Origin of the sequence: Streptomyces sp. NPDC088730, assembly GCF_044751215.1 — a bacterium.
Taxonomy (GTDB): domain Bacteria; phylum Actinomycetota; class Actinomycetes; order Streptomycetales; family Streptomycetaceae; genus Streptomyces.
This window is the reverse complement of record NZ_JBIVLK010000020.1, coordinates 17,584-38,178: the sequence shown is the minus strand read 5'-3', so window position 1 is coordinate 38,178 and position 20,595 is coordinate 17,584. Positions and strand designations below refer to the sequence as shown.

Below are 20,595 nucleotides of genomic sequence, written 5' to 3'. Positions count from 1 at the left end.
GCCGGATCGCCGTGAACGGGGCGCGGCGATCCGGCGCGGGAGGCGCGGGCCAGTTTTCTATCGTTGAAAATTCCCTCTGCATGACTGTTGTTTTGCGTTTGGTGCTGTGGCTGAATGTTCGATTGTGTGCTGTGCCTCACAGGTTCGAGGCACTTCTAGCTCTCTCGACAGGACGACGCCTTGAGACGACAAATGCCCCGCCCCCGCGCTCTGTTCCGAACGGCGGCCTGTGCCGCCGCGCTGCTGATCCCCGTCGGGGCCACCCTGGTCCCGGCCGCCCCCGCCGCAGCCGCCGGCGCCGCCTCCGCGACCACGTTCAAGGCCGGTGACCCGGCCACCGAGGTCCACGGGCTGAAGGGCGAGTACTTCAGCATGTCCGCGCCCGGCGCGCGGGACTTCGCCAAGCTCGGCGGGGTCGCCCTCGACCCGCAGATCAACTTCCCCGGCCTCACCGGCACGTTCGAGTCCACCACCGGACAGACCGAGAACACCACCGCCCGCTGGACGGGTGGCATCACGGCCCCGGCGGACGGTGACTACACCTTCGCCGCGAGCGGCGACAACGGCTTCCGGCTCTACATCGACGGCAAGGTGGTCATCGACCACTGGGAGCCGGACTGGGACAACGAGCAGACCAGCGAGCCGATCGCGCTCAGGGCCGGTGAGACGCACGCGTTCAAGCTGGAGATGTTCCAGGACACCGGCGGCGCCAACATGTTCCTGCGCTGGTCCAGCGCGAAGCTCGCCAAGCAGGTCGTCCCGGAGTCCGCTTTCACCCCGCCGGCCGACTTCGAGGTCTACCCGGTCGGGCTGAGCGTCGCGAGCGGCGGGCAGAAGCTTCAGGCGACCTTCGACGACAAGGTCGGCGGCTTCTCCCGGGTGAAGGACCACCTCAAGGTCGAGGCGGACACCTCACCGGTCCCGGTGAAGTCCGTCGCCCGCGCGTCCGGCAACTCCAAGGCGCTGACCGTCACCCTGGCCGCGCCCGTCCAGAAGGGCCAGCAGGTCCGCGTCGCGTACGACGGGAAGGGCGGCCTCACGGCAGGCGGCGAGGCGGTCCCCGAGATCAGCCGCACCGCGAAGAACCTCTCCGCCCACCGCCTCACCACGACCTGGGGCGACAAGCTCGACCGCGAGCACCCGCTGCCCGAGTATCCCAGGCCGCAGCAGGTCCGCGACGACTGGAAGAACCTCAACGGCCCGTGGGAGTTCGCCGCGGCCAAGGCCGGTGAGAAGCCCGTCTTCGGCAAGAAGCTCGGTGAGCGCATCACCGTGCCGTTCCCCGTCGAGTCGCAGCTCTCCGGCCTTGAGCGCCACGAAGACCACATGTTCTACCGCAAGCTCGTCACGGTGCCGGAGAACTGGTCCGTGAAGAGCGGCAAGGGCAGGAGCGGCAAGGGCAGCACCGCCAACCGGCTGAAGCTCAACTTCGGTGCCGTCGACTACCGGGCCACCGTCTGGGTCAACGGCAAGCAGGTCGCCGAGCACACCGGCGGCTACACGTCCTTCACCGCGGACATCACCGACGCGGTCAAGGGCAGCGGTCCGCAGGAGATCGTCGTCGCGGTCACCGACACCACCGGTGACGACCAGCCGAAGGGCAAGCAGTCCCGCGACCCCGGCGGCATCGTCTACACGCCGTCCTCCGGCATCTGGCAGACCGTCTGGATGGAGCCGGTGGCCCCCGCCTCCATCGACTCCCTGACGACCACGCCCGACATCGACAAGGGCACCCTGGCCCTGAAGGCCAACTCCGCACAGGCCTCGGCCGGTGCGCGGATCACCGCCGTCGCCCGGGACAGGAAGGGCAAGGTCGTCGGCACGGTCTCCGGACCGGCCAACCGCGCGCTGAGCCTGCCCGTGAAGAAGCAGCACCTCTGGACCCCGGACGACCCGTACCTGTACGACCTCCAGGTCAGCCTCACCGACGGCCGCTCCAAGGACATCGTCGACAGCTACTTCGGGATGCGCTCCCTCGGCATCCAGAAGGTCGGCGGCTACCAGAAGCTGGTGCTCAACGGGAAGCCGTTCTACTCCCTCGCCATGCTGGACCAGGGCTTCTGGCCCGACGGTCTGTACACCCAGCCGAGCGACGCCGCCCTCACCTTCGACCTGAAGGCGCAGAAGGAGCTCGGCTTCAACGCGGTGCGCAAGCACATCAAGGTGGAGTCGGCCCGCTGGTACTACCACGCGGACCGGCTCGGACTGCTGGTCTGGCAGGACTTCGTCTCCTCCGACATCACCGGTGAGAAGGGGCAGCAGGCCTTCCTCTCGCAGGGCAGGCAGATGATGGAGCAGCTGCACAACTCGCCCTCGATCGGCGGCTGGATCGTCTTCAACGAGGGCTGGGGCGAATGGGACCGGACCGAGACCGGCCGGATCGCCGAGGCGGTCAAGGCCGCCGACCCCTCCCGTGTCGTCAACGCGCACAGCGGGGTCAACTGCTGCTCGTCCAAGGGTGACTCGGGCAAGGGCGACATCATCGACCACCACGACTACCTGAACAACGAGGCACCCTTCCCGGACGACCGGGCGGCCATGGACGGCGAGCACGGCGGATTCACCCTCCGTACCGCAGGCCACATGTGGCCGGGTGCCCCCGCGGCGATCTACAGCGGGGTCGCGGACAAGGACGCCCTGACGGCCAAGTACGTCGACAACACCCGGACGTACTACCTCGCCGCCGCCGGAGCCGAACTGTCCGGCTCGGTGTACACCCAGGTCAGCGACCTGGAGAACGAACTGAACGGTCTCTACACCTACGACCGGCGCGAGATCAAGGTCGACCCGGAGAAGGTCCGCCGGATCAACCAGCAGGTCATCGCGGCCGGTGCGAACGCCGGCCACCGCGACGAGGTGAAGGGCGGCGCCGCCTGGAACCTCGACGAGGGCAACGGCACCAAGGCCGCCGACCAGGGCCCCAACCGCCTCCCGCTCACCCTCTCCGCCGGCACCGCCTGGACGCCCGGCGTCCGGGGCTCGGCGCTGAAGTTCAACGGTGCGGGCCAGTACGCCCAGACGACGGGCCCTGCCGTCGACACCACCGGGGACTACACCGTTTCCGCCTGGGCCTCGCTCGACGCGCTGCCGGGCAACTACGCGACGGCGGTCAGCCAGGACGGGCGCCGCACGGAGAATCCGTTCTATCTCCAGTACGGACAGGGCGCGTTCGCCTTCAGCACCCCGGGCGGCAAGCGCGCGCGGGCGGAGCTGACGCCGGAGACCGGCAGGTGGTACCACCTGGTGGGCGTGCGTGACGGCGACGAGCTGAAGCTGTACGTCGACGGCAGCCTCAAGGCCACCGCCCAGGCAGGCCCCGCCGACGCGAGCACCGGCCCGCTCTCGGTGGGCCGCGGGCAGTACGCCGGCGAGAAGGGCGACTTCTGGAACGGTTCCATCGACCAGGTCAGGGTGTACGACAAGGCCCTGACCGCGGAAGAGGTGAGCGCGCTGCACGACACCGACCAGCCGTAGCGCCCGGCCGAGCCGCCGCCCGCCGTCGTACCCGTGCGACGGCGGGCAGCGGCCTGCCCCGGCAGCCGGTCCGGTCCGGGCGCCGTGTGAGGATCGGGGGATGGACGATCCGGAGATCCGCCGCCGCCGCGACGACGACCTGAAGGCCTGCGTCGAGGCCCTGGCCACGGTGTACGAGGTGGACCGCTACCCGGCCCGGTGGCCGGACGACCCGGCGGGCTGGCTGATCCCCGAAGGGCTGCTCTGCGCTTGGGCGGCCTGGGACGCCGGCTGCGTCCTGGGACATGTCGCGCTGACCCGGACCGGCCACGCCATGGCGGCGGAGGCCGGGCTCCCGCCGGACGAACTGGCCACGTTGTCAAGGCTGTTCGCCACGGCGTCGGCCCGGCGGGGCGGGGTGGCGACCGCGCTGCTCGCGACCGCGGTGGCCGCCGCGACCGCCGACGGTCTGCGGCCGGTACTGGAGGTGGAGGACGGCGGAGCCGCCGCCGTGCGGCTCTACGAGCGGGCGGGCTGGCGGCTCGTCTCCAGCCGGGAGGGCGACTGGACGACGGCCGACGGCCGGACCGCGCTGCTGCACACGTACATCGCACCGGCCGGTACGGCGCGGTAGCGCACCCGCAGAGGACGGACCGACGGCCCGGACGCGACGCGCATGCGTCACGGCCGGGCCGTCGGTGGGCTGCGGACACGCCCCAGGGGCAGGTCAGGGAGCCCAGGGCGCTTCGACCGCCCAGGTGGTGTCCTCGGTGAACGTGGCGGGGTTGTCCCAGGCGTGGGTGCCGCCCGGGGTGGCCAGCCACACCTCCGAGTCGATGTGACGCAGGTAGCTGCCCGGCAGATTGGCGCTGGACAGCCGCACCCCGCCGCTGCCGGCGACCGCGCACCAGGTGGCGTCGGCCTCGAACAGGGCCGATCCGTCGTCGGCGTCCCGCCGGACCCGGAAGTTCTGGTGCCGGAGGTACTCGCCGGGATAGTTGCGGGACTCCAGCGAGTAGCAGTTGCTGTTGCCGAGGCCGGTGACGATCTTCCAGGTGGCGTCGTATCTGAGCACGGCGTCGCTTCCCGCGCCGACGACCGAGGTGAAGGCGAGCGCGTTCTGGTGGCGCAGGTACTTGTCGGTGTAGCCGGGGGTGGTGACGCGCAGCGACTTGTACTGCCCGGTGGGCAGGGTCACCGGGGGAGCGGGGTGCCGTGAGGCCTCGATGAGGGCCTGGTTGGCGGCCCTCACCCGTGCGGTGTCCACCTTGACGACCTGACGGTCGTAGGTGAGCAGCCCGTTGGCCTCGTTCTCCACATCGGTGATCTCGGTGTAGACCGAGGCGGAGAGGCCTGCGGGCAGCTGGCCGACGCGGATGCTGTCGAGCAGTCCGGTGAACCGGTTGTTCAGCGCGGAGACGCTCGACTGGTCCTCGTAGCTGAAGCCGCCGCCGGGGAACCACTCGTGTCCCGGGACCTTGTATCCGAGGCCGCCGAACTCACCGAGGACCGCGGCTCTCGTCGCGGTCGGGGCGGTGTTGCCGGGGCCGACGTAGATGTGGTTGTCGACCACGTCGCCGTTGCCGCCGTCCACCGATCCGCAGCAGTTGACGCCGCTCATGTTGTTCACCAGCCGGGACGGGTCGTACGCCTTGACCTCGTTGGCGATCCTGGCCTGGTCGTACTGGCCCCAGCCCTCGTTCTGGTCCACCCACATCACCAGCGAGGGCGAGCTGCGGTGCTGGTCGATGACGGCGTGGAACTCGGACTCCCACTGGGTGCGGGCCGCCGGGCCGGGGCTCTTTCCGGTGTCCATGGCGGGCATGTCCTGCCAGACCAGCAGACCCAGCCTGTCCGCCCAGTAGAACCAGCGCTGCGGTTCGACCTTGATGTGCTTGCGGACCATGTTGAATCCTAGGTCCTTGTGGGCCTGGAGGTCCGACTTCAGGGCGGCGTCGGTCGGCGCGGTGTAGATGCCGTCCGGCCAGTAGCCCTGGTCCAGGGTGCCGGTCTGGAAGACGAACTTCCCGTTGAGGACCGGGCGCAGCACGCCGTCGGCCTTCGCCACGGCGATCGACCGCATACCCGTGTAGCTGCCGGCCGAGTCGGTGACGGCCGATCCGTCGAGCAGCTCCGCCTTCACGTCGTACAGGAACGGGTCCTCCGGGGTCCACAGACGCGCGTTCGGCACCGCTACGGAGATCTCGGAGCCGACGGTCCCGGTGGCCGTGCCGACCACGGTCCCGCCGCTGGAGACGGTGACCCGGGCGCCGCGTCCGGACGCGGACGCGCCCTGCACCTTCACCCGCAGGGTGCTGTCGCCCAGGTTGGGGGTCATGTCCAGGCGGGTGATGTGCGCGGCGGCGACGGGTTCCAGCCAGACGGTCTGCCAGATGCCGGAGGCCGCGGTGTAGAAGATCCCGCCGCCCTCGTGCGGCTGCACGTCGTTGACGCGCTGTTTGCCGACGGCCTGCCCGCCGGTCTGGGTCGGGTCGTACACGGAGACCACGACCGTGTTCGTGCCGCCGTTGAGCTGCGGGGTGATGTCGTATGCGAACGAGTCGTAGCCGCCCTTGTGGGCGCCGACCTGGGTGCCGTTGACCCAGACCGTGGTCTGCCAGTCGGAGGCGCCGAAGTTCAGCTCGACCCGGCGGCCGTTCCAGTCGGACGGCACGGTGAAGGTGCGCCTGTACCAGAGCTTGTCGTTCTCGGTGATCTTCCGCTGGATGCCGGACAGCGCGGACTCCGCGACGAACGGCACCCGGATCTGACCGGTGAACGACGCGGGCTGCCCGGCGTCGCGGCCGGTCACCGCGAAGTCCCAGATGCCGTTGAGGTTGGCCCAGTCGGGCCGGGTGAGCTGCGGGCGCGGGTACTCGGGCAGCGGCTTGTCCACGGGGACCTGGTTCGTCCAGGGCGTGGTCATGGGGGCCGGCTTGGGCGTCCAGGACGCCGCGCCGGCCGGTGCCGTGGCGCTACCCACCAGGGCGGTGGCCACCAGTGCCAGCAGCCCGGTGGTGGCGATCGTCCGTCTCCACCAGGGCCTGTGGCCGGGAACACGTAAGCGGCTCATGGGTTCCGTCTCCTTCGTCGGGTCCAGCTCCGTCATGGGGGCGCTCCCCGCGCCGGGCGGCGCGGGGAGCGGTACGGGGGGCGCGTGGAAGCGCTGCGGTCAGACGAGCTGCCAGAGGTGGTCGTCGGTGCCTGTGTCACCCAACTGGACGACGTGGGCGCTGTCGGCGGTGGACATGTTGTCGACGCCGAGGACTTTCCCGGAGTTGCGGTTGCGGACGCGGTACCAGCCGTCGCCCTCGGGAACGAGCTGCCAGAGGTGGTCGTCGGTGCCGTTGTCGTCGTACTGGACGACGTGGGCGCTGTCGGCGGTGGACATGTTGTCGACGCCCAGCACCTTCCCGGAGTGCCGGTTGCGGACGCGGTACCAGCCGTTGGTGAGCCAGGGCGTCCCGTCCGGACCGGCGGTCGGGAACGAGGTGATACGCAGCCGCGCCGCGCCCATGGGGACGAGAGTGACCTCCTCCACCGGCTCGGTGCTGCGGGCGGGACTGTCCTGGAGCGGAGTGACGACATGTTCGCCGTCCGCGGTCCACTCCGGGATCCGGCGGGCCCGCGCGGTCATCGTCAGCGGGGTGCCGTCCAGTGTGAAGGGGTTGTCGTCCCCGACGTGGCGCGCGGCGTGGTGGCGCAGCGAGGCGGCCGGTTCCCGTCCGTCCAGGACGAGCCCGTAGTTCCACGGGCCGGTGGCGTGCACCTCGTACTCCGGGAACCGGTCGGTGCCGCCGGTGCGGCGGTAATCCTCACCGATCCGCAGCGAGTACGTGAGCGGGCCCCGGTCGACGCTGACGGAGCGGTGGTTGCGCTCCCAGGTGCGGACGGTGGTCGTCTGCGGGAAGCGCAGGGTCACCCGGTCGCCGTCGGCCCAGGTGCGTTCGACGCGGGTGAAGGCGGGACCGGCCGGGGCGTCGACCCGGCGCCCGTTCACCTTGATCTCCGGCGCGTCGCACCAGGCGGGCACCCGCAGCACCAGCGGGAAGCGCAGCGGCCCCGGTGCCTTCAGGGTGAGGGTGACCGAGTCCGTGAACGGGTAGCCGGTCTCCTCCGTGAAGGTGACCTCCGTGCCGCCGGCGACCTTCGCGGTGACCTCGCAGGCGGCGTACATCGCGGCGGCGAGACCCCCGTCGGGGGTGGCGAGCCAGAGCTCCTCGGTGAAGTACGGCCAGGCCATGCCGTAGTTGTGCGGGCAGCAGCGGTACTGGTCGACGCCGGGCAGGAACGCCTGCATGGCGAAGCCGTTCTGGAACTGCCGGTCCCTCTTGGGGACGTTGTCCAGGTCCACGCTGTTGGCGCTGGTGACGTAGTGGACCGCCTTGCCCGAGGGGTCGAGCGAGGCGGGCAGCGAGTTGAAGGCCAGCTCCTCGCAGCGGTCGGCCCACAGCGGATCGCCGGTGATCCGGGTGAGCAGCTGGTGGCTGGCCATGAACTCGACGATCCCGCAGGTCTCGAAGCCCTGCCGGGGGTCGCCGTGCCCCGGGCGGGCGTTCTCGTCCCCGGCGAACCCGCCACCGGGGAACTGCCCGTACTGGTCCATGGCCTTGCCGTACGTCCCGTACGTGTTCCGGGTGTCCTGGGCAGAGCCGCTGCGCAGCGCGTACTGGGCGGGCTCGCGGAAGCCCTGTGCGATGTTCACGTTGTGCGGGTTGACCAGGTTGTCGCCCCAGTCGGCGCCGTTCGCGTGGATCTTGTCGGCGAGGTCGAGGAGGAAGGTGTCGCCGGTGCGGTTGAAGAGCCAGAACACGCTGTCCAGCCCGTCACCCCAGCGCAGCGCGATCCAGCTGGTGTTGAAGGCGCCCGGCCCCTGGGCGTTCATGTAGCGGAAGAACCTGCTGAGGAACGGGATGATCCGGGTGTCTCCGGTGTACTCCTGCCAGGAGCGCAGCGCCTGGAGCAGCGGCAGGAAGGGCCAGAAGTCCGGGCCGCCGTTCAACGACGTACGCAGCGACTTCGGGCCGAAGAAGCCGTCGGACTGCTGGGTGGTGAGAATCGCGTCGAACCAGCGGCGCACCGCCGCCAGCGCCGTGGCGTCGCCCGTGACGATCGCGAGGTCGGTGTAGCCGCGCAGCCAGTACGGGACCTCCTCCCAGCCGCCCAGTTCGGGGCGGACCCAGCCGGTGGCGGCGAAGTCGAGGAAGTGCGAGAACTCCTCGTACCGGCCGCAGAGACCGTCCAGCTGGAGTGTGAGCTGTCCGGCCAGCCAGCCGCGTGCGGTGACCCGGCCCGGCGGGAGTCTCAGGAACGCCGTCGGATGCAGTGGCGCGGCGTTGGGGGAGTAGTGACCGCCATGGGCCGGTTTCCCCCGGTGCTCGGCCGCGGTCGCGGTGGTGGCCCAGCGGCCGTTCGCCGCCGTGGCGGCGGCGGCCGTGGCCAGCGCGCCTGCCATGAGTTGTCTGCGGTTCAGGGGCATGGAGGGGTCTCCCTGCTCTCTGCCGGCCGGGCGGGGCTCCGGCTCGGGGAAGGCACATGACACGTGTGGGGCAGTCATGCCGCGGCGGACCGGGGGAGCCGGAGCGCGTGCATGGCGAGAAGCGCCGTCGCGGCCGGAAGGGCTGCGCGGCCCGGTGCTTGCAACGTTGGAAACTTGGCTACCGGCGGTATGACAGCACGGGCCTCGTGCGGCTGTCCAGGGTTGCGGCAGTAACCGGCGCCCGGTGGCCGCCATTTCGCCCCGGCCGGCTCCGACACATTTTGGAAACGCATCGACAACGCTCTTGCCGCCCGTGCCGCACCGCCTATATAACGTTGTAAACCGAGCCGCCGAGAGGCCGCGCAGGCTCTCACGACCGCAGTTCGTGCAGTTGGGGCCCACCCCCCGCGAAGCACTGGCGGGGGTCGTGAGGAATGCAGTGACATCAGCCGCCGCGCGGCCGATGCGTCGTCCAGCCATGCCCGACCGCACACCCGCCGGTGTGCCGTCAACCCGCCAAGGAGCTCCCGCGCATGATGATCCAGCGCCGAACCCGTACCCTCGCCGTGGCCTGCCTCCTCGCCGCCACCGCCACGCTGGCCGCCTCCGGCTGCTCCAAGTCGGAGGGCTCGGACAACGCGAGCGCTGACAGCAGCCAGGGCGCCCAGGAGGCCAAGTCCCCCGAGTCCTCCTCCGGTTCCGGCTGCTCGCTGCAGAGCTACGGGGCGCCCAAGCTGGACCTGAAGAACGCGGTCGTCGGCTTCTCGCAGTCGGAGAAGGAGGCCAACCCGTTCCGGATCGCCGAGACCAAGTCCATCAAGGACGAGGCGGCGAAGGTCGGCGTCAAGAAGCTGCTCACCACCAACGCGCAGTCGCAGCTGTCCAAGCAGATCAGCGACATCCAGGACATGCTGTCGCAGGGTGCCCAGTTCCTCATCGTCGCCCCGCTCAACTCCGACGGCCTGGAGCCGGCGCTGAAGGCCGCCGCCGCCAAGAAGGTCCCGGTCCTCACCATCGACCGCAAGCTCAACTCCACGGCGTGCAAGGACTACGTGTCCTTCCTCGGCTCCGACTTCGTCGAGCAGGGCAAGCGCGCGGCCGACGCGATGATCAAGACGACCGGCGGCAAGGGCAAGGTCGCCATCCTGCTCGGCACGTCGGGCAACAACACGACCACCGACCGCACCAAGGGCTTCGTCGACCAGCTCAAGGCCAAGGCGCCCGGCCTGGAGATCGTCGCCCAGCAGACCGGCGAGTTCGCCCGCGACAAGGGCCAGCAGGTCATGGAGCAGCTCATCCAGTCCAAGCCCGACATCACCGCCGTCTACGCGGAGAACGACGAGATGGGACTGGGCGCGCTCACCGCGCTGAAGGCCGCCGGCAAGAAGCCCGGCAAGGACGTCAAGATCGTCTCCGTCGACGGCACCCGCAACGCCGTCCAGGCCCTGGTCAACGGCGAGTACAACGCCGTCATCGAGTCGAACCCGCGCTTCGGCCCGCTGGCCTTCTCGACCGCCCAGAAGTTCTACGGCGGCGAGTCGATCCCGGAGAACGTCATCATCTCCGACCGCGCCTACGACGAGTCCAACGCCAAGGCCTCGCTCGGCGGCGCGTTCTGACCGTCACCGGCCCCACCTGCCCGTAGTACCCGCGGGGAGTCCGCAGGGCCGGGGCCGGACGCGTACCGATCCCTACGCGTCTCGCCCGCCCCGCACCACCCCCGACGTCGCACCGCCGCCGTGACGCTCCCACCCGTCACGGCGGCCACCGGGCCCACACCCTTGGAAGAGCGGAAGGCCAAGACCAGCCATGGCACCACCCGAAGCAGTACCGCAGCCGCCGGAACCGGCCGCCGGCACGGAGGGGCCGACCACGTCCGGCGCCCCCGTGAAGGAGGCGACCGCGCCCGACGCCCTCGTGAAGGAGGCCACCGGCACGAAGGCCGTCACCGGCCCGGAGAGCGCCACCGGCGCGCAGGACGGTTCAGCCCCGGCCGTTCTTGAGGCGCGCTCGGTGAGCAAGCGATTCCCGGGCGTCGTCGCCCTGGACGGCGTCTCCTTCTCCCTGCGCGCCGGGGAGACCCACGCGCTGGTGGGGGAGAACGGCGCCGGCAAGTCCACCCTGATCAAGGTGCTGACCGGGGTGTACCAGCCCGACGGGGGCGAGCTGCGGCTGGCCGGGGAACAGGTCGCCTTCGCCCGCCCGTTCGAGGCGCAGCAGGCCGGCATCTCCACGATCTACCAGGAGGTGAACCTCGTCCCGCTGATGAGCGTGGCGCGCAACATCTTCCTCGGGCGAGAGCCGAAGAACCGTTTCGGCCTGATCGACTTCTCCCGGATGAACCGCGAGACCAGCGAGCTGCTCGACGGCTTCGGCGTCCGCGTCGACCCCAAGCGGCCGTTGCACACCCTGGGCATCGGCACCCAGCAGATGGTCGCGCTGGCCCGCGCCGTCTCGGTCAACGCCCAGGTCGTCATCATGGACGAACCCACCTCCTCACTGGAGCCGCGCGAGGTCGAGACCCTCTTCCGGGTCATCGAGGACCTGCGCGCACGCGGGATCGCGGTGCTCTACGTCAGCCACCGCATGGACGAGCTCTACCGGATCTGCGACCGCGTCACCGTGCTCCGCGACGGCCGCCACATCCACACCGGCGACCTGGCGGACCTCGACCGCATGCAGCTCGTCTCGATGATGCTCGGCCGCGACATGGCCGAGGTCCGCCGCTCCGGCGTCACCAGCTTCGGCGCCGAGGGCCACGACGCCTCGCGCACCCCGGTGCTCACCGCAGCCGGCCTCTCCCGCAACCACCAACTCCACGACATATCGATGTCGTTGTACGCCGGCGAGGTGCTCGGCCTCGGCGGACTCCTCGGCTCGGGCCGCAGCGAGACCGCCAAGGCCCTGGCCGGTGCGCTGAACCTCGACTCCGGTGAGATCGGGATCGGCGGGCGCACCCTGCGCAGGCTCAGCTCCGCCGGTGCCATCCGCGCCGGCATCAGCCTGCTCCCCGAGGACCGCAAGGCCGAGGGCATCGTCCCCGGACTCTCGGTGCGCGAGAACATCGTGCTGGCCGCGATGCCGCGCCTCTCCCGCGCGGGCGTCGTCTCCCGTGCCAGGCAGGACCGCATCGTCGAGATCTTCATGAAGCGGCTGCGGATCAAGGCGGCGAGCCCCGAACAGAAGGTCGGCGAGCTCTCCGGCGGCAACCAGCAGAAGGTACTGCTCGCCCGCTGGCTCTGCCTGGAACCCAAGGTGCTGCTGCTCGACGAGCCCACCCGCGGCATCGACATCGGCGCCAAGGCCGAAGTCCAGAGCCTCATCGACGACCTCGCCCGCGAGGGTCTCGCCGTTCTGCTCATCTCCTCCGACATCGAGGAACTCATCGAGGGCGCCGACCGCATCGTCGTCCTGCGCGGCGGCGCGGTCGCGGGCGAACTGGCGGGCGACGAGGTGGCCGAGAGCCGGCTGCTCGAAGTGCTCGCCGACCACTCACCGGCGCCCGCAGGGCAGGCCCCGGCCGCTCAGGAGGACCCCCGATGACCCAGGCCGCACTCTCCACCCCCGCCGCCCGCCCGTGGGCGCGGCTGCGCGATCCCGCCTGGTACCAGGAGTACGGGGTGTACCTCGCCGTCGCGGTGGTGCTCCTCTTCAACGCCCTGTTCACCGAGCACTTCATGACCGCGGACAACCTCCGCACCCAGCTCGTCCAGGTCGCGCCCATCGTCATCGTCGCCCTGGGCATGGCCCTGGTGATCGGCACCGAGGGCGTGGACCTCTCGGTCGGCTCGACGATGGCGGTGGCCGCGGCCCTCCTGCCGCTCTACCTCGGCTACGGACTGGTGCCCGCCCTGGTCATGGCACTGCTCGCCGGTGCGCTCGTCGGGGCGGTCAACGGCACGCTGGTCTCTCTCGTCGGACTCCAGCCGATCGTCGCCACCCTCGCCCTGTTCGTCGGCGGCCGGGGACTGGCCCTGGTCATCGCGGACGGCCAGCTCAAGCAGATCGCCAACCCCGACCTGCTCTCGCTCGGCACCGGCTCCCTCCTCGGCATCCCGCTCGTCGTGCTCATCGCCGCGGTCCTCGCCGTCGCCGTCGCCTTCCTCGTCACCCGCACCACCTTCGGCCGGCAGATCGTCGCCATCGGCGGCAACCGCTCCGCGGCCTCGCTCGCCGGTCTGCCCGTCCGCCGCGTACTGATCGGGGTGTACGTGCTCTGCGGGGTGCTGGCCGCACTGGCCGGCATCCTCGCCACCGCCAGGCTCACCGCCAGCGACCCCTCCTCGCTCGGCACCCTCATGGAGCTCTCCGCCATCACGGCCGTCGTGGTCGGCGGCACCCCGCTCAACGGCGGTTCCGTCCGGGTGCTCGGCACGGTCGCGGGCGCCCTGCTGATGCAGCTGCTGCGCGCCACCCTCGTCAAGCACGACCTGCCCGACTCCACCGCACAGATCGCCCAGGCGGCCATCATCATCGCCGCCGTCTACGTCGCCCGGGAGCGTCGGTCCCGATGAACGAAACCTCACCCGCACCGGTGGCCCAGGCCCCCGCACCGCGCATGACCCCCGCAGCGGCGGACGGCGGCGCTCCCCGCCCCGTGACCGGCGCACCGCCCCCGCTCGGGCAGCGGCTCGCCGAGCTCCTCCAGCGCCAGGGCGTGCTCGCGGTCCTGCTCACGGTCGTGATCGTCGCGTCGTTCATCTACCCGACGTTCGCCACCCTGGACAACGCCCGGGGCGTGACCGTCCAGGCGTCGTTCCTGGCGGTGGTCGCCCTCGGTATGACCATGGTCATCATCACCGGCGGCATCGACCTGTCCGTCGGATCGGTCTTCGCGCTGGGCGGCGTCCTCGCCGCCTGGGCCTCCCAATGGGGCTTCCTGGCCGCACTGCTCGTACCGCTCGTGGCCTGCGGCGCCGTCGGACTGCTCAACGGCTTCCTGGTCGCCCGCGCCGGAATGGCCCCCTTCATCGTCACCCTCGCCACCTTGCTGGGGGCCCGCGGCATCCTCCTCGCCATCACCGACGAGGGCGCCACCACCTACCTGATCCCCAAGGGCTCCGCCTTCGCCGAGCTCGGGCAGGGGAGCGTCTGGGGCTTCGGCTACCCGATCCTGATCGCCCTGGTGCTCTTCGGCGTCGGCGGTCTCCTGCTCCAGCGCACCTCGTTCGGGCAGACCCTCTTCGCGGTCGGCGGCAGCAGTGACGCGGCCACCCTGATGGGCCTGCCCGTGGCCCGTACCAAGATGCTGGTCTACACGCTCAGCGGACTGCTCGCCGGACTCGCCGGCGCGCTCAACGCGGCCAGGCTGTCCTCCGGGGTCACCATCGTCGGCGTGGGCATGGAGCTCGACGCGATCTCCGCCGTCGTCATCGGCGGCACGCTCCTGATCGGCGGCGCCGGATCGATCAGCGGAACGCTCTGGGGCGTACTGCTGCTCGCCGTCATCCAGAACCTGATCAACCAGATCGGCTCGCTGAACTCCTCGTACCAGTCGGTGGTCAGCGGAGGGTTCCTTATCGTTGTCGTCGTGGCCCAGCGCTATCTGGCGCGCAGCCGCAGAACCACTTGAACCTGTGCCGGGGCGGGGGCCCCGGCACAGGCCGAGCCGAACCGGCGGAGCCGGGCCACCGCGCTTCAACGCGCGTCAAGTCGATTCAGGGAGTGCCGTGGGCGTCAGCCTCAAGGACGTTGCGCAACGGGCGGGCGTATCCATCAAGACCGTGTCGAACGTGGTGAACAACTACCAGCACGTCACACCGAAGATGCGCGCCAAGGTGCAGCAGGCCATCGACGAGCTCGGCTACCGGCCGAACCTCACCGCACGGCATCTGCGCAAGGGCCGTACGGGCATCATCGCCCTCGCCGTCCCCGAGTTCGGCAACCCGTACTTCGGGGAGCTGGCCGGGGAGGTCGTCGACGCGGCCGCCCGGCACGACTACACCGTGCTGGTCGACCACACGGGCGGGCTGCGGGAGAAGGAACTCCTGGTCAGCCAGGGATTCCGGTCCCACGTGATCGACGGTCTCATCCTCAGCCCCATCCACCTGGAGACCGAGGACCTGATGGCGCGGGCCGAGACGGCCCCACTGGTACTGCTGGGCGAGCGCGAGTACGAGGCGCCCTACGACCACATCGCCATCGACAACGTCGCGGCCTCCCGCGAGGCCGTACGCCACCTCATCGACCAGGGCAACCGGCGGATCGCCTTCCTCGGCTCACGCACCGGCCGCGAACGGCAGCCGGCCCACCTCCGGCTGCGCGGCTGGCGGGAGGAGCTCGCCGCCGAGGGCATCACCCCCGACGAGTCACTGGTCGTGGTCACCGACGGCTACGGCCGCGAGGACGGGGCCACCGGAATGGCCGCGCTCCTGGACCGGGGGGAGCAGCCCGACGCCGTGTTCGCGTACAACGACCTCATCGCCATCGGGGCGATGCGCACCCTCTCCGAACGCGGTCTGCGCGTCCCGGAGGACGTCGCCGTCGTCGGGTTCGACGACATCGAGGAGAGCCTCTACGGAGCCACCACGCTGACCACGGTCGCCCCGGACAAAAAGGCCATCGCCCGGCTCGCCGTCGACAGCCTCGTGGAACGGCTCTCCGGCGACGCGTCGCCCGCCCCCCGGCGCCCCCGGCCCGGCTACCGGCTCATCGTCCGGGAGTCCACCGCCCCCCGGCCGTAGTACCCGTCCCGGCCGTCCGCCCCTCGCAAGGACCTCTGATGCCTCGCCCCACCGTGAACCGCAAACCGTTCGGCGCCCATGGCACCACGGACGTCGATGTCTGGACGCTCGACTCCGGAAACGGAGTCCGCGCCGAGATCCTCACCTACGGCGGCATCCTGCACCGTCTCACCGTGCCGGACACCGGAGGAGCCTCCGCGTCGGTCGTCCGGTCGCTGGCGGGCCTGGCCGACTACACCGGCGGCAACCCGTTCTTCGGCGCCCTCATCGGCCGCTTCGCCAACCGCATCGCGCACGGCCGCTTCACCCTCGACGGGGCGGCCCACCAGGTCCCCGCCACCGACCGGGGACACGCGCTGCACGGCGGACCCGAGGGCTTCCACACCCGCGTCTGGCAGGCCGCGGGTGAGGCCACCGACACGACCGCGACGCTGCGGCTCACCCTGCGCAGCCCCGACGGCGACATGGGGTTCCCCGGCACGCTGGACGTCACCGTCACCTACACCCTCGGCACGGCGGGCACCCTCGCCCTCGACTACACGGCGACCACGGACCGCCCCACCGTCGTCAACCTCACCAACCACGCCTACTTCGACCTCGCAGCCAAGGGCGACATCCTCGGCCACACCCTCCAGGTGGACGCCGACAGCTATCTCCCCGTCGACGAGGACGGCATCCCCGAGGGCCCGGCCGCGCCGGTGCACGCCACCCCGTTCGACCTCACCACCCCCCGCACTGTCGGGGACCGGATCACCCTCCCCGGTGAACAGCTGCGCCGGGCGGGCGGCTTCGACCACTGCTGGATTCTCCGGGCGCCCGGTACGGGCCTGCGCCGGGCCGCCCGCCTCACCGCCCCGGACGCCGGGCGGATCATGGAGGTGTGGACCACCGAACCCGGCATCCAGGTCTACACCGCCAACCAGCTCGACGGCACCCTCGCCGCCCTCGGCGGCGGCCGCCACGACCGCCACAGCGCAGTCTGCCTGGAGACCCAGCACCTGCCCGACTCACCCAACCGGCCGGACCACCCCGGCACCGTGCTGCGCCCGGACGAGGTCTTCCGCAGCCGCACCGAGTTCAGGTTCCCGCACCTCGCCGCCGGTTAGCCCGTGGCACGGCCCGGCCCGCGGATGCCGTACCCTCCGCGGGCCGGGCCCCTGGCGCGCCCGCGCTACTTCAGATACGGACCCGCTGAACCGACCTTCCCCGGAGCGGCGTTGCTGCCGCCGAGGTCCAGGACGTAGACCCGCAAGTTGCCCTTGCCCGGGGCCGCCACGCTCATCCTCCCGTCCGCCACCGTCTTCGTGTCCCCGGTGACGGCGTCCCGGTACGTGCCGTTGGGGATGCCGCTGTACGTGGCCGCGCCGGTGACCGTCACCAGGGCGAAGCTGTCCACCCCGCTCGCCGCGTCGGTGTAGCGCCGCTTGTACGCCATCGAGCCGGTGATGCCCTCGGTGGAGTACTGGCCCATCTGCAGGGCCGGCACCGCGCGGCGGATCTCGTTGAGCCGCTGCACGTGCTTCACCAGCGGCTTGCCCAGTGTGTTCGCGACCTCGCCGGTGGCCGACGAGACCTGGCCGAAGTCCGCCGCCTCGACCGTCCCTGCGAGGTGGTCGCCGTAGTAGGCGCGGCCGGTGGTCGCCAGCGGACAGCTGGGACCGCAGTCGATCTTCTTGCCGGCCTGGAACTCGATCTCCGATCCGTAGTACAGGGTCGGGATGCCGCGGAACGTCCACATCAGGGCCATGTTCTCGGCCCAGGCGTCCGTACCGCCCGCATAGCGCTCACTGCTCTTGTTGGGGCCGTAGTCGTGACTGTCCACGTAGACGACGTTGTACGTGGCGTCGTTGTAACTGTCGTCCGAGTCCTTGCCGTTGTTGTACGCGTTGTTGGCGTCACCGAAGTTCATGTGCATCCGCATGTCGATGACGTTCATGCCGGAGAACTCACTGTGGTCGGGCGCGTGGTAGGCGTTCCCGTCCAGGAAGGCGTTGCTGGACACCGGCTGCGCCCCGGTGCCGAGCTTCTCCTCGTAGTCGTACATCTCCAGTGCGGCCCTGGTGTCGTCGGCGTCGTACTCCTTGCGCTCCTTCCAGGTGTAGAACTGCGCGGAGTGGTTGACCGAGCCCCGGTTCCACTTGTCGTTGACGAACGCGCCCACCTCTCCGAACACGAAGAAGTTCTTCGCCGCCTGCGCGCCGAACCGCTGGGTGACGCGCTCCTGGATCGCCGGCAGGAAGCGGCGGTTCCACGTGGTGCGCGGGATGTGCACGGCGGTGTCGACGCGGAATCCGTCCACGCCCATGTCGATGTACTTGTCGTACGCCCCGATCAGGTAGTTCTGGACGGGGGCCGACTCGGTGTTGAAGTCGGCCAGGTCCTCGTGCAGCCAGCAGGAGCGCGAGTCCTCGCCCTCCCAGTTCCCCAGCCAGCAGTTGTGGTAGTAGGTTTTCGGGAACATTCCGGAAGTCGGACTGGGCCACTGGCAGTTGTAGATCCTGTAGCCCTCGGCCGAGGTGGATCCGGTGGGCTTGCCCCAGTTGAGGCAGGTGTTGCCCGAGGGTTCCGCGGTGGACCACAGGTCTCCGTTGTAGTACGACTTCCCGGACTTCGTCTCGACGCTCACTCCGTCGTACTCGAAACCCTCGCTCTTCTCGTCGTAGTACCAGCTCCACTGGCCGTCCCGGACGCCGTAGACGGTCGGGGTGTACAGGCCCTTGGCGCCCCAGCGCGAGGAGTGGTTGTAGACGACGTCCTGGTAGATCTTCATGCCCTTGGCGTGCGCGGCGTTGATCAGGTCCTGGTACGAGGCGCCCGCCGATTCGAGGCGGCCGTCGACCTTGTAGAAGTCGTAGCCGTGATAGCCGTGGTAGTCGTAGTCGGACCGGTTCAGCACCACCGGAGTGATCCAGATCGCGGAGAACCCGAGCCCCTTGACGTAGTCGAGCTTGTTGACCAGCCCCTTGAAGTCCCCCCGGAACATGGGGTCGTTATTGGCCGCGTTCCCGGACTTCACGTCCTGGCTGCCGCCTCTGTTGTTGCTCGCGTCCCCGTCGTCGAAGCGGGCGGTCAGAACGAAGTAGATCGGGTCCTTGCGCGGGTCCGTTCCCAGCGGTTTGCCGGGGGCCGGAGCCGCCGGTCTGGTCCCCGTGGTCGCCTTGGCGGCGGCCGAGGCCGCCGAGGTGTTGCCCGCCGCGTCGACCGCCCTGACGGTGTAGCTGTACTCCGTCCTCTCCTCCAGACCCGCATCGGGGAAGACGGTCGAGCCGACATCGCTCACCCTGGTGCCCTTGCTGCCGCCGACGCGGGTGACCTGGTATCTCGTCACTCCCCGGTTGTCACTGGACGGTTCCCAGGTGAGGACGACCGAGACCCCGTCGGCGTCGGCCTTCACCGAGGTGGGGACGGTGGGTGCCTCGGTGTCCGCCGGTTCGGCGACGCACGGGTCGGGGGCGTCCTTGGTGACCTTCCGGTCCTTGACGGTGGAGACACCCGCGGGGACGCGGTAGTCGCTGCCGTTGTTGTTGTCCCAGACCCCGTTGCCGTTGTTGAACGCGGCCTGCATCTCCGTCGCGGTGCCGAGGTCGACGGACCGCTTCACCCAGCCGGTGCAGGCCGGCTCCATGCCGACGCCCGGCACGGCGGTCCAGGAGCCGCCCGTGGGCCGGTAGTGCAGGTTGGTGGTGCTCCAGCCGACGGTCGTGGTCGAGTAGTACACCGTCGCGTTGTTGCCCGTACCCGGCGAGGGGTCCGGGCCGGTCCCTGTTCCGGCGCACGGGTCGCTGTGCGCCACCACTCCGTCCTTGACGGTGATGGCGCCGGTCCCCAGCGCGTAGTTCTTACCGGAGTTGTTGTCCCAGACCCCCGATCCGTTGGTGAAGGTGGCGGCCAGCCCCGTTGAACCGCCCAGCGGAACGGTCTTCTTGACCCAGTCCGTGCACGCGGCTTCCATGCGCACGCCGGGCACGGCCGTCCAGGAGCCGCCGTCGGGCGCGTAGTGAAGGTTGTACGCGGCCCAGTCACGGGTCTTGGTGTAGTAGAAGACCGTCGCCGTGTTCTCGGCGGCCGCCACGGGTACGGCTGACGAGGCGTCCGCCGGGTCCGGTACAGCGGTGAGCAGACTCAGCAGCCCGGCCGCGGCCGCCGCCGCTACCAGGAGGCGTCTGAGCCGTGGATGGGGGGAGTGTCTCATTCGTCTCTCCAGGGGAGTGCGACGGCCACCGGGGCCGCCGCGGCCGACAGCGGGGTGTTCATCGAGCACCCGCGGGTCCCGCCGGAGAACCCGGACGCGCCTCGGGGTTCGGGCGAGCGGTGCATCCGACAGCAAGGGCTGTCTGAATGTTGCAGCAATCTTTTGCGGTCAGGAAGTTACCTGGACATGACAGGCGCGTAAAGGGCTGCGGCGCGGCCCTTCGTGCGGGCCCGCGGTTCACGACGGCGCGGCAGATCCGGGAGGAAAGCCGTCGGGCGGCTGGCACGCACGCACATCGCGGGCCCGTACGAGGGCTTTATCGGCAGAGACGTCCCCTGGCGAATGCCGTCCGGGAGGATGGCCGCGTGTTGGTCAGAACAGAGGCAGTGCCGCAGTCCCCTTCGCCCGCGGTGGTCCGCGTGCACTGCGCGGTGGGAACCGCCGTGGTGCACTGGCGCGGCGCTCCGGGCGGGCCGGACGCCGAACACCACGTCGAGTGGACCGTCGACGAGGACATCACCTGGGCCGCCAACACGCGGCCTGCGGCCGCTCCCACGCCGAGGCTGTCGCAGGACGCCGGCCGCGTCGTCTTCCGCGGCCGCCTCAGCCTCACCGAGGACAGCGTGGCCGTCCTGGACATGGGCGGCGCGCTGATCCTGTTCGACCTCGCCGGTCCGCGGCCCCCGGACGGCGCCGACGGGTCATGGATCGAGGTTCACGTCGGCCGGGACCGCGTCAGCGTCTGGCCGTACCTGCCCTGACCCGCCGTCACCGGCCGCGGATCACTC

Annotated in this window: 12 protein-coding genes; 9 read left to right on the top strand and 3 right to left on the bottom strand. The window is 70.4% G+C overall.

Annotated elements, in window-relative coordinates; translation table 11 throughout:
* Positions 1–180: 180 nt before the first annotated feature.
* Entirely contained in the window at positions 181–3,474 is a 3,294-nt protein-coding gene (locus ACIP89_RS34235; RefSeq protein ID WP_402118260.1) for a LamG-like jellyroll fold domain-containing protein, read from the top strand.
* A 100-nt stretch (positions 3,475–3,574) separates the two neighbouring features.
* Entirely contained in the window at positions 3,575–4,087 is a 513-nt protein-coding gene (locus tag ACIP89_RS34230; protein ID WP_402118259.1) for a GNAT family N-acetyltransferase, read from the top strand.
* Positions 4,088–4,180: 93 nt separating this feature from the next.
* Here ACIP89_RS34230 and ACIP89_RS34225 read toward each other — a convergent pair whose 3' ends face one another.
* Both ACIP89_RS34225 and ACIP89_RS34220 read right to left on the bottom strand, forming a co-directional pair.
* Entirely contained in the window at positions 4,181–6,451 is a 2,271-nt protein-coding gene (locus tag ACIP89_RS34225; protein WP_402118314.1) for an AbfB domain-containing protein, read from the bottom strand.
* Positions 6,452–6,625: 174 nt separating this feature from the next.
* Positions 6,626–8,932, bottom strand: coding sequence for a beta-L-arabinofuranosidase domain-containing protein (locus ACIP89_RS34220; RefSeq protein ID WP_402118257.1), 2,307 nt, complete (start codon positions 8,930–8,932; stop codon positions 6,626–6,628).
* A 533-nt stretch (positions 8,933–9,465) separates the two neighbouring features.
* Between ACIP89_RS34220 and ACIP89_RS34215 the strand changes: the two genes are divergently transcribed.
* The 6 genes from ACIP89_RS34215 to ACIP89_RS34190 all read left to right on the top strand — a co-directional run bounded on the left by ACIP89_RS34215 (position 9,466) and on the right by ACIP89_RS34190 (position 16,721).
* Positions 9,466–10,551: an ABC transporter substrate-binding protein gene (locus tag ACIP89_RS34215; RefSeq protein ID WP_402118255.1), complete on the top strand. Its 1,086-nt coding sequence runs from the start codon at positions 9,466–9,468 to the stop codon at positions 10,549–10,551.
* Positions 10,552–10,741: 190 nt separating this feature from the next.
* Positions 10,742–12,475, top strand: coding sequence for a sugar ABC transporter ATP-binding protein (locus ACIP89_RS34210; RefSeq protein ID WP_402118254.1), 1,734 nt, complete (start codon positions 10,742–10,744; stop codon positions 12,473–12,475).
* Positions 12,472–13,446: an ABC transporter permease gene (locus ACIP89_RS34205; protein ID WP_402118252.1), complete on the top strand. Its 975-nt coding sequence runs from the start codon at positions 12,472–12,474 to the stop codon at positions 13,444–13,446. Before ACIP89_RS34210 ends, ACIP89_RS34205 begins: the two co-directional genes overlap by 4 nt.
* A complete protein-coding gene (locus ACIP89_RS34200; protein WP_401932620.1) occupies positions 13,443–14,504 on the top strand; it encodes an ABC transporter permease in 1,062 nt (353 codons plus the stop codon). Before ACIP89_RS34205 ends, ACIP89_RS34200 begins: the two co-directional genes overlap by 4 nt.
* Before the next feature lie 97 nt (positions 14,505–14,601).
* Positions 14,602–15,615 (top strand): LacI family DNA-binding transcriptional regulator, encoded by a 1,014-nt coding sequence (locus tag ACIP89_RS34195; RefSeq protein WP_401932617.1) that lies wholly within the window; start codon positions 14,602–14,604, stop codon positions 15,613–15,615.
* A gap of 38 nt (positions 15,616–15,653) precedes the next feature.
* On the top strand, positions 15,654–16,721 hold the full coding sequence (locus ACIP89_RS34190) for an aldose epimerase family protein (RefSeq protein WP_402118250.1): 1,068 nt from the start codon (positions 15,654–15,656) through the stop codon (positions 16,719–16,721).
* Positions 16,722–16,786: 65 nt separating this feature from the next.
* Here ACIP89_RS34190 and ACIP89_RS34185 read toward each other — a convergent pair whose 3' ends face one another.
* A complete protein-coding gene (locus ACIP89_RS34185) occupies positions 16,787–19,807 on the bottom strand; it encodes a carbohydrate binding domain-containing protein (RefSeq protein WP_402118249.1) in 3,021 nt (1,006 codons plus the stop codon).
* 365 nt (positions 19,808–20,172) lie between these two features.
* Between ACIP89_RS34185 and ACIP89_RS34180 the strand changes: the two genes are divergently transcribed.
* Positions 20,173–20,568, top strand: coding sequence for a hypothetical protein (locus ACIP89_RS34180; protein ID WP_401933792.1), 396 nt, complete (start codon positions 20,173–20,175; stop codon positions 20,566–20,568).
* Positions 20,569–20,595: the final 27 nt, after the last annotated feature.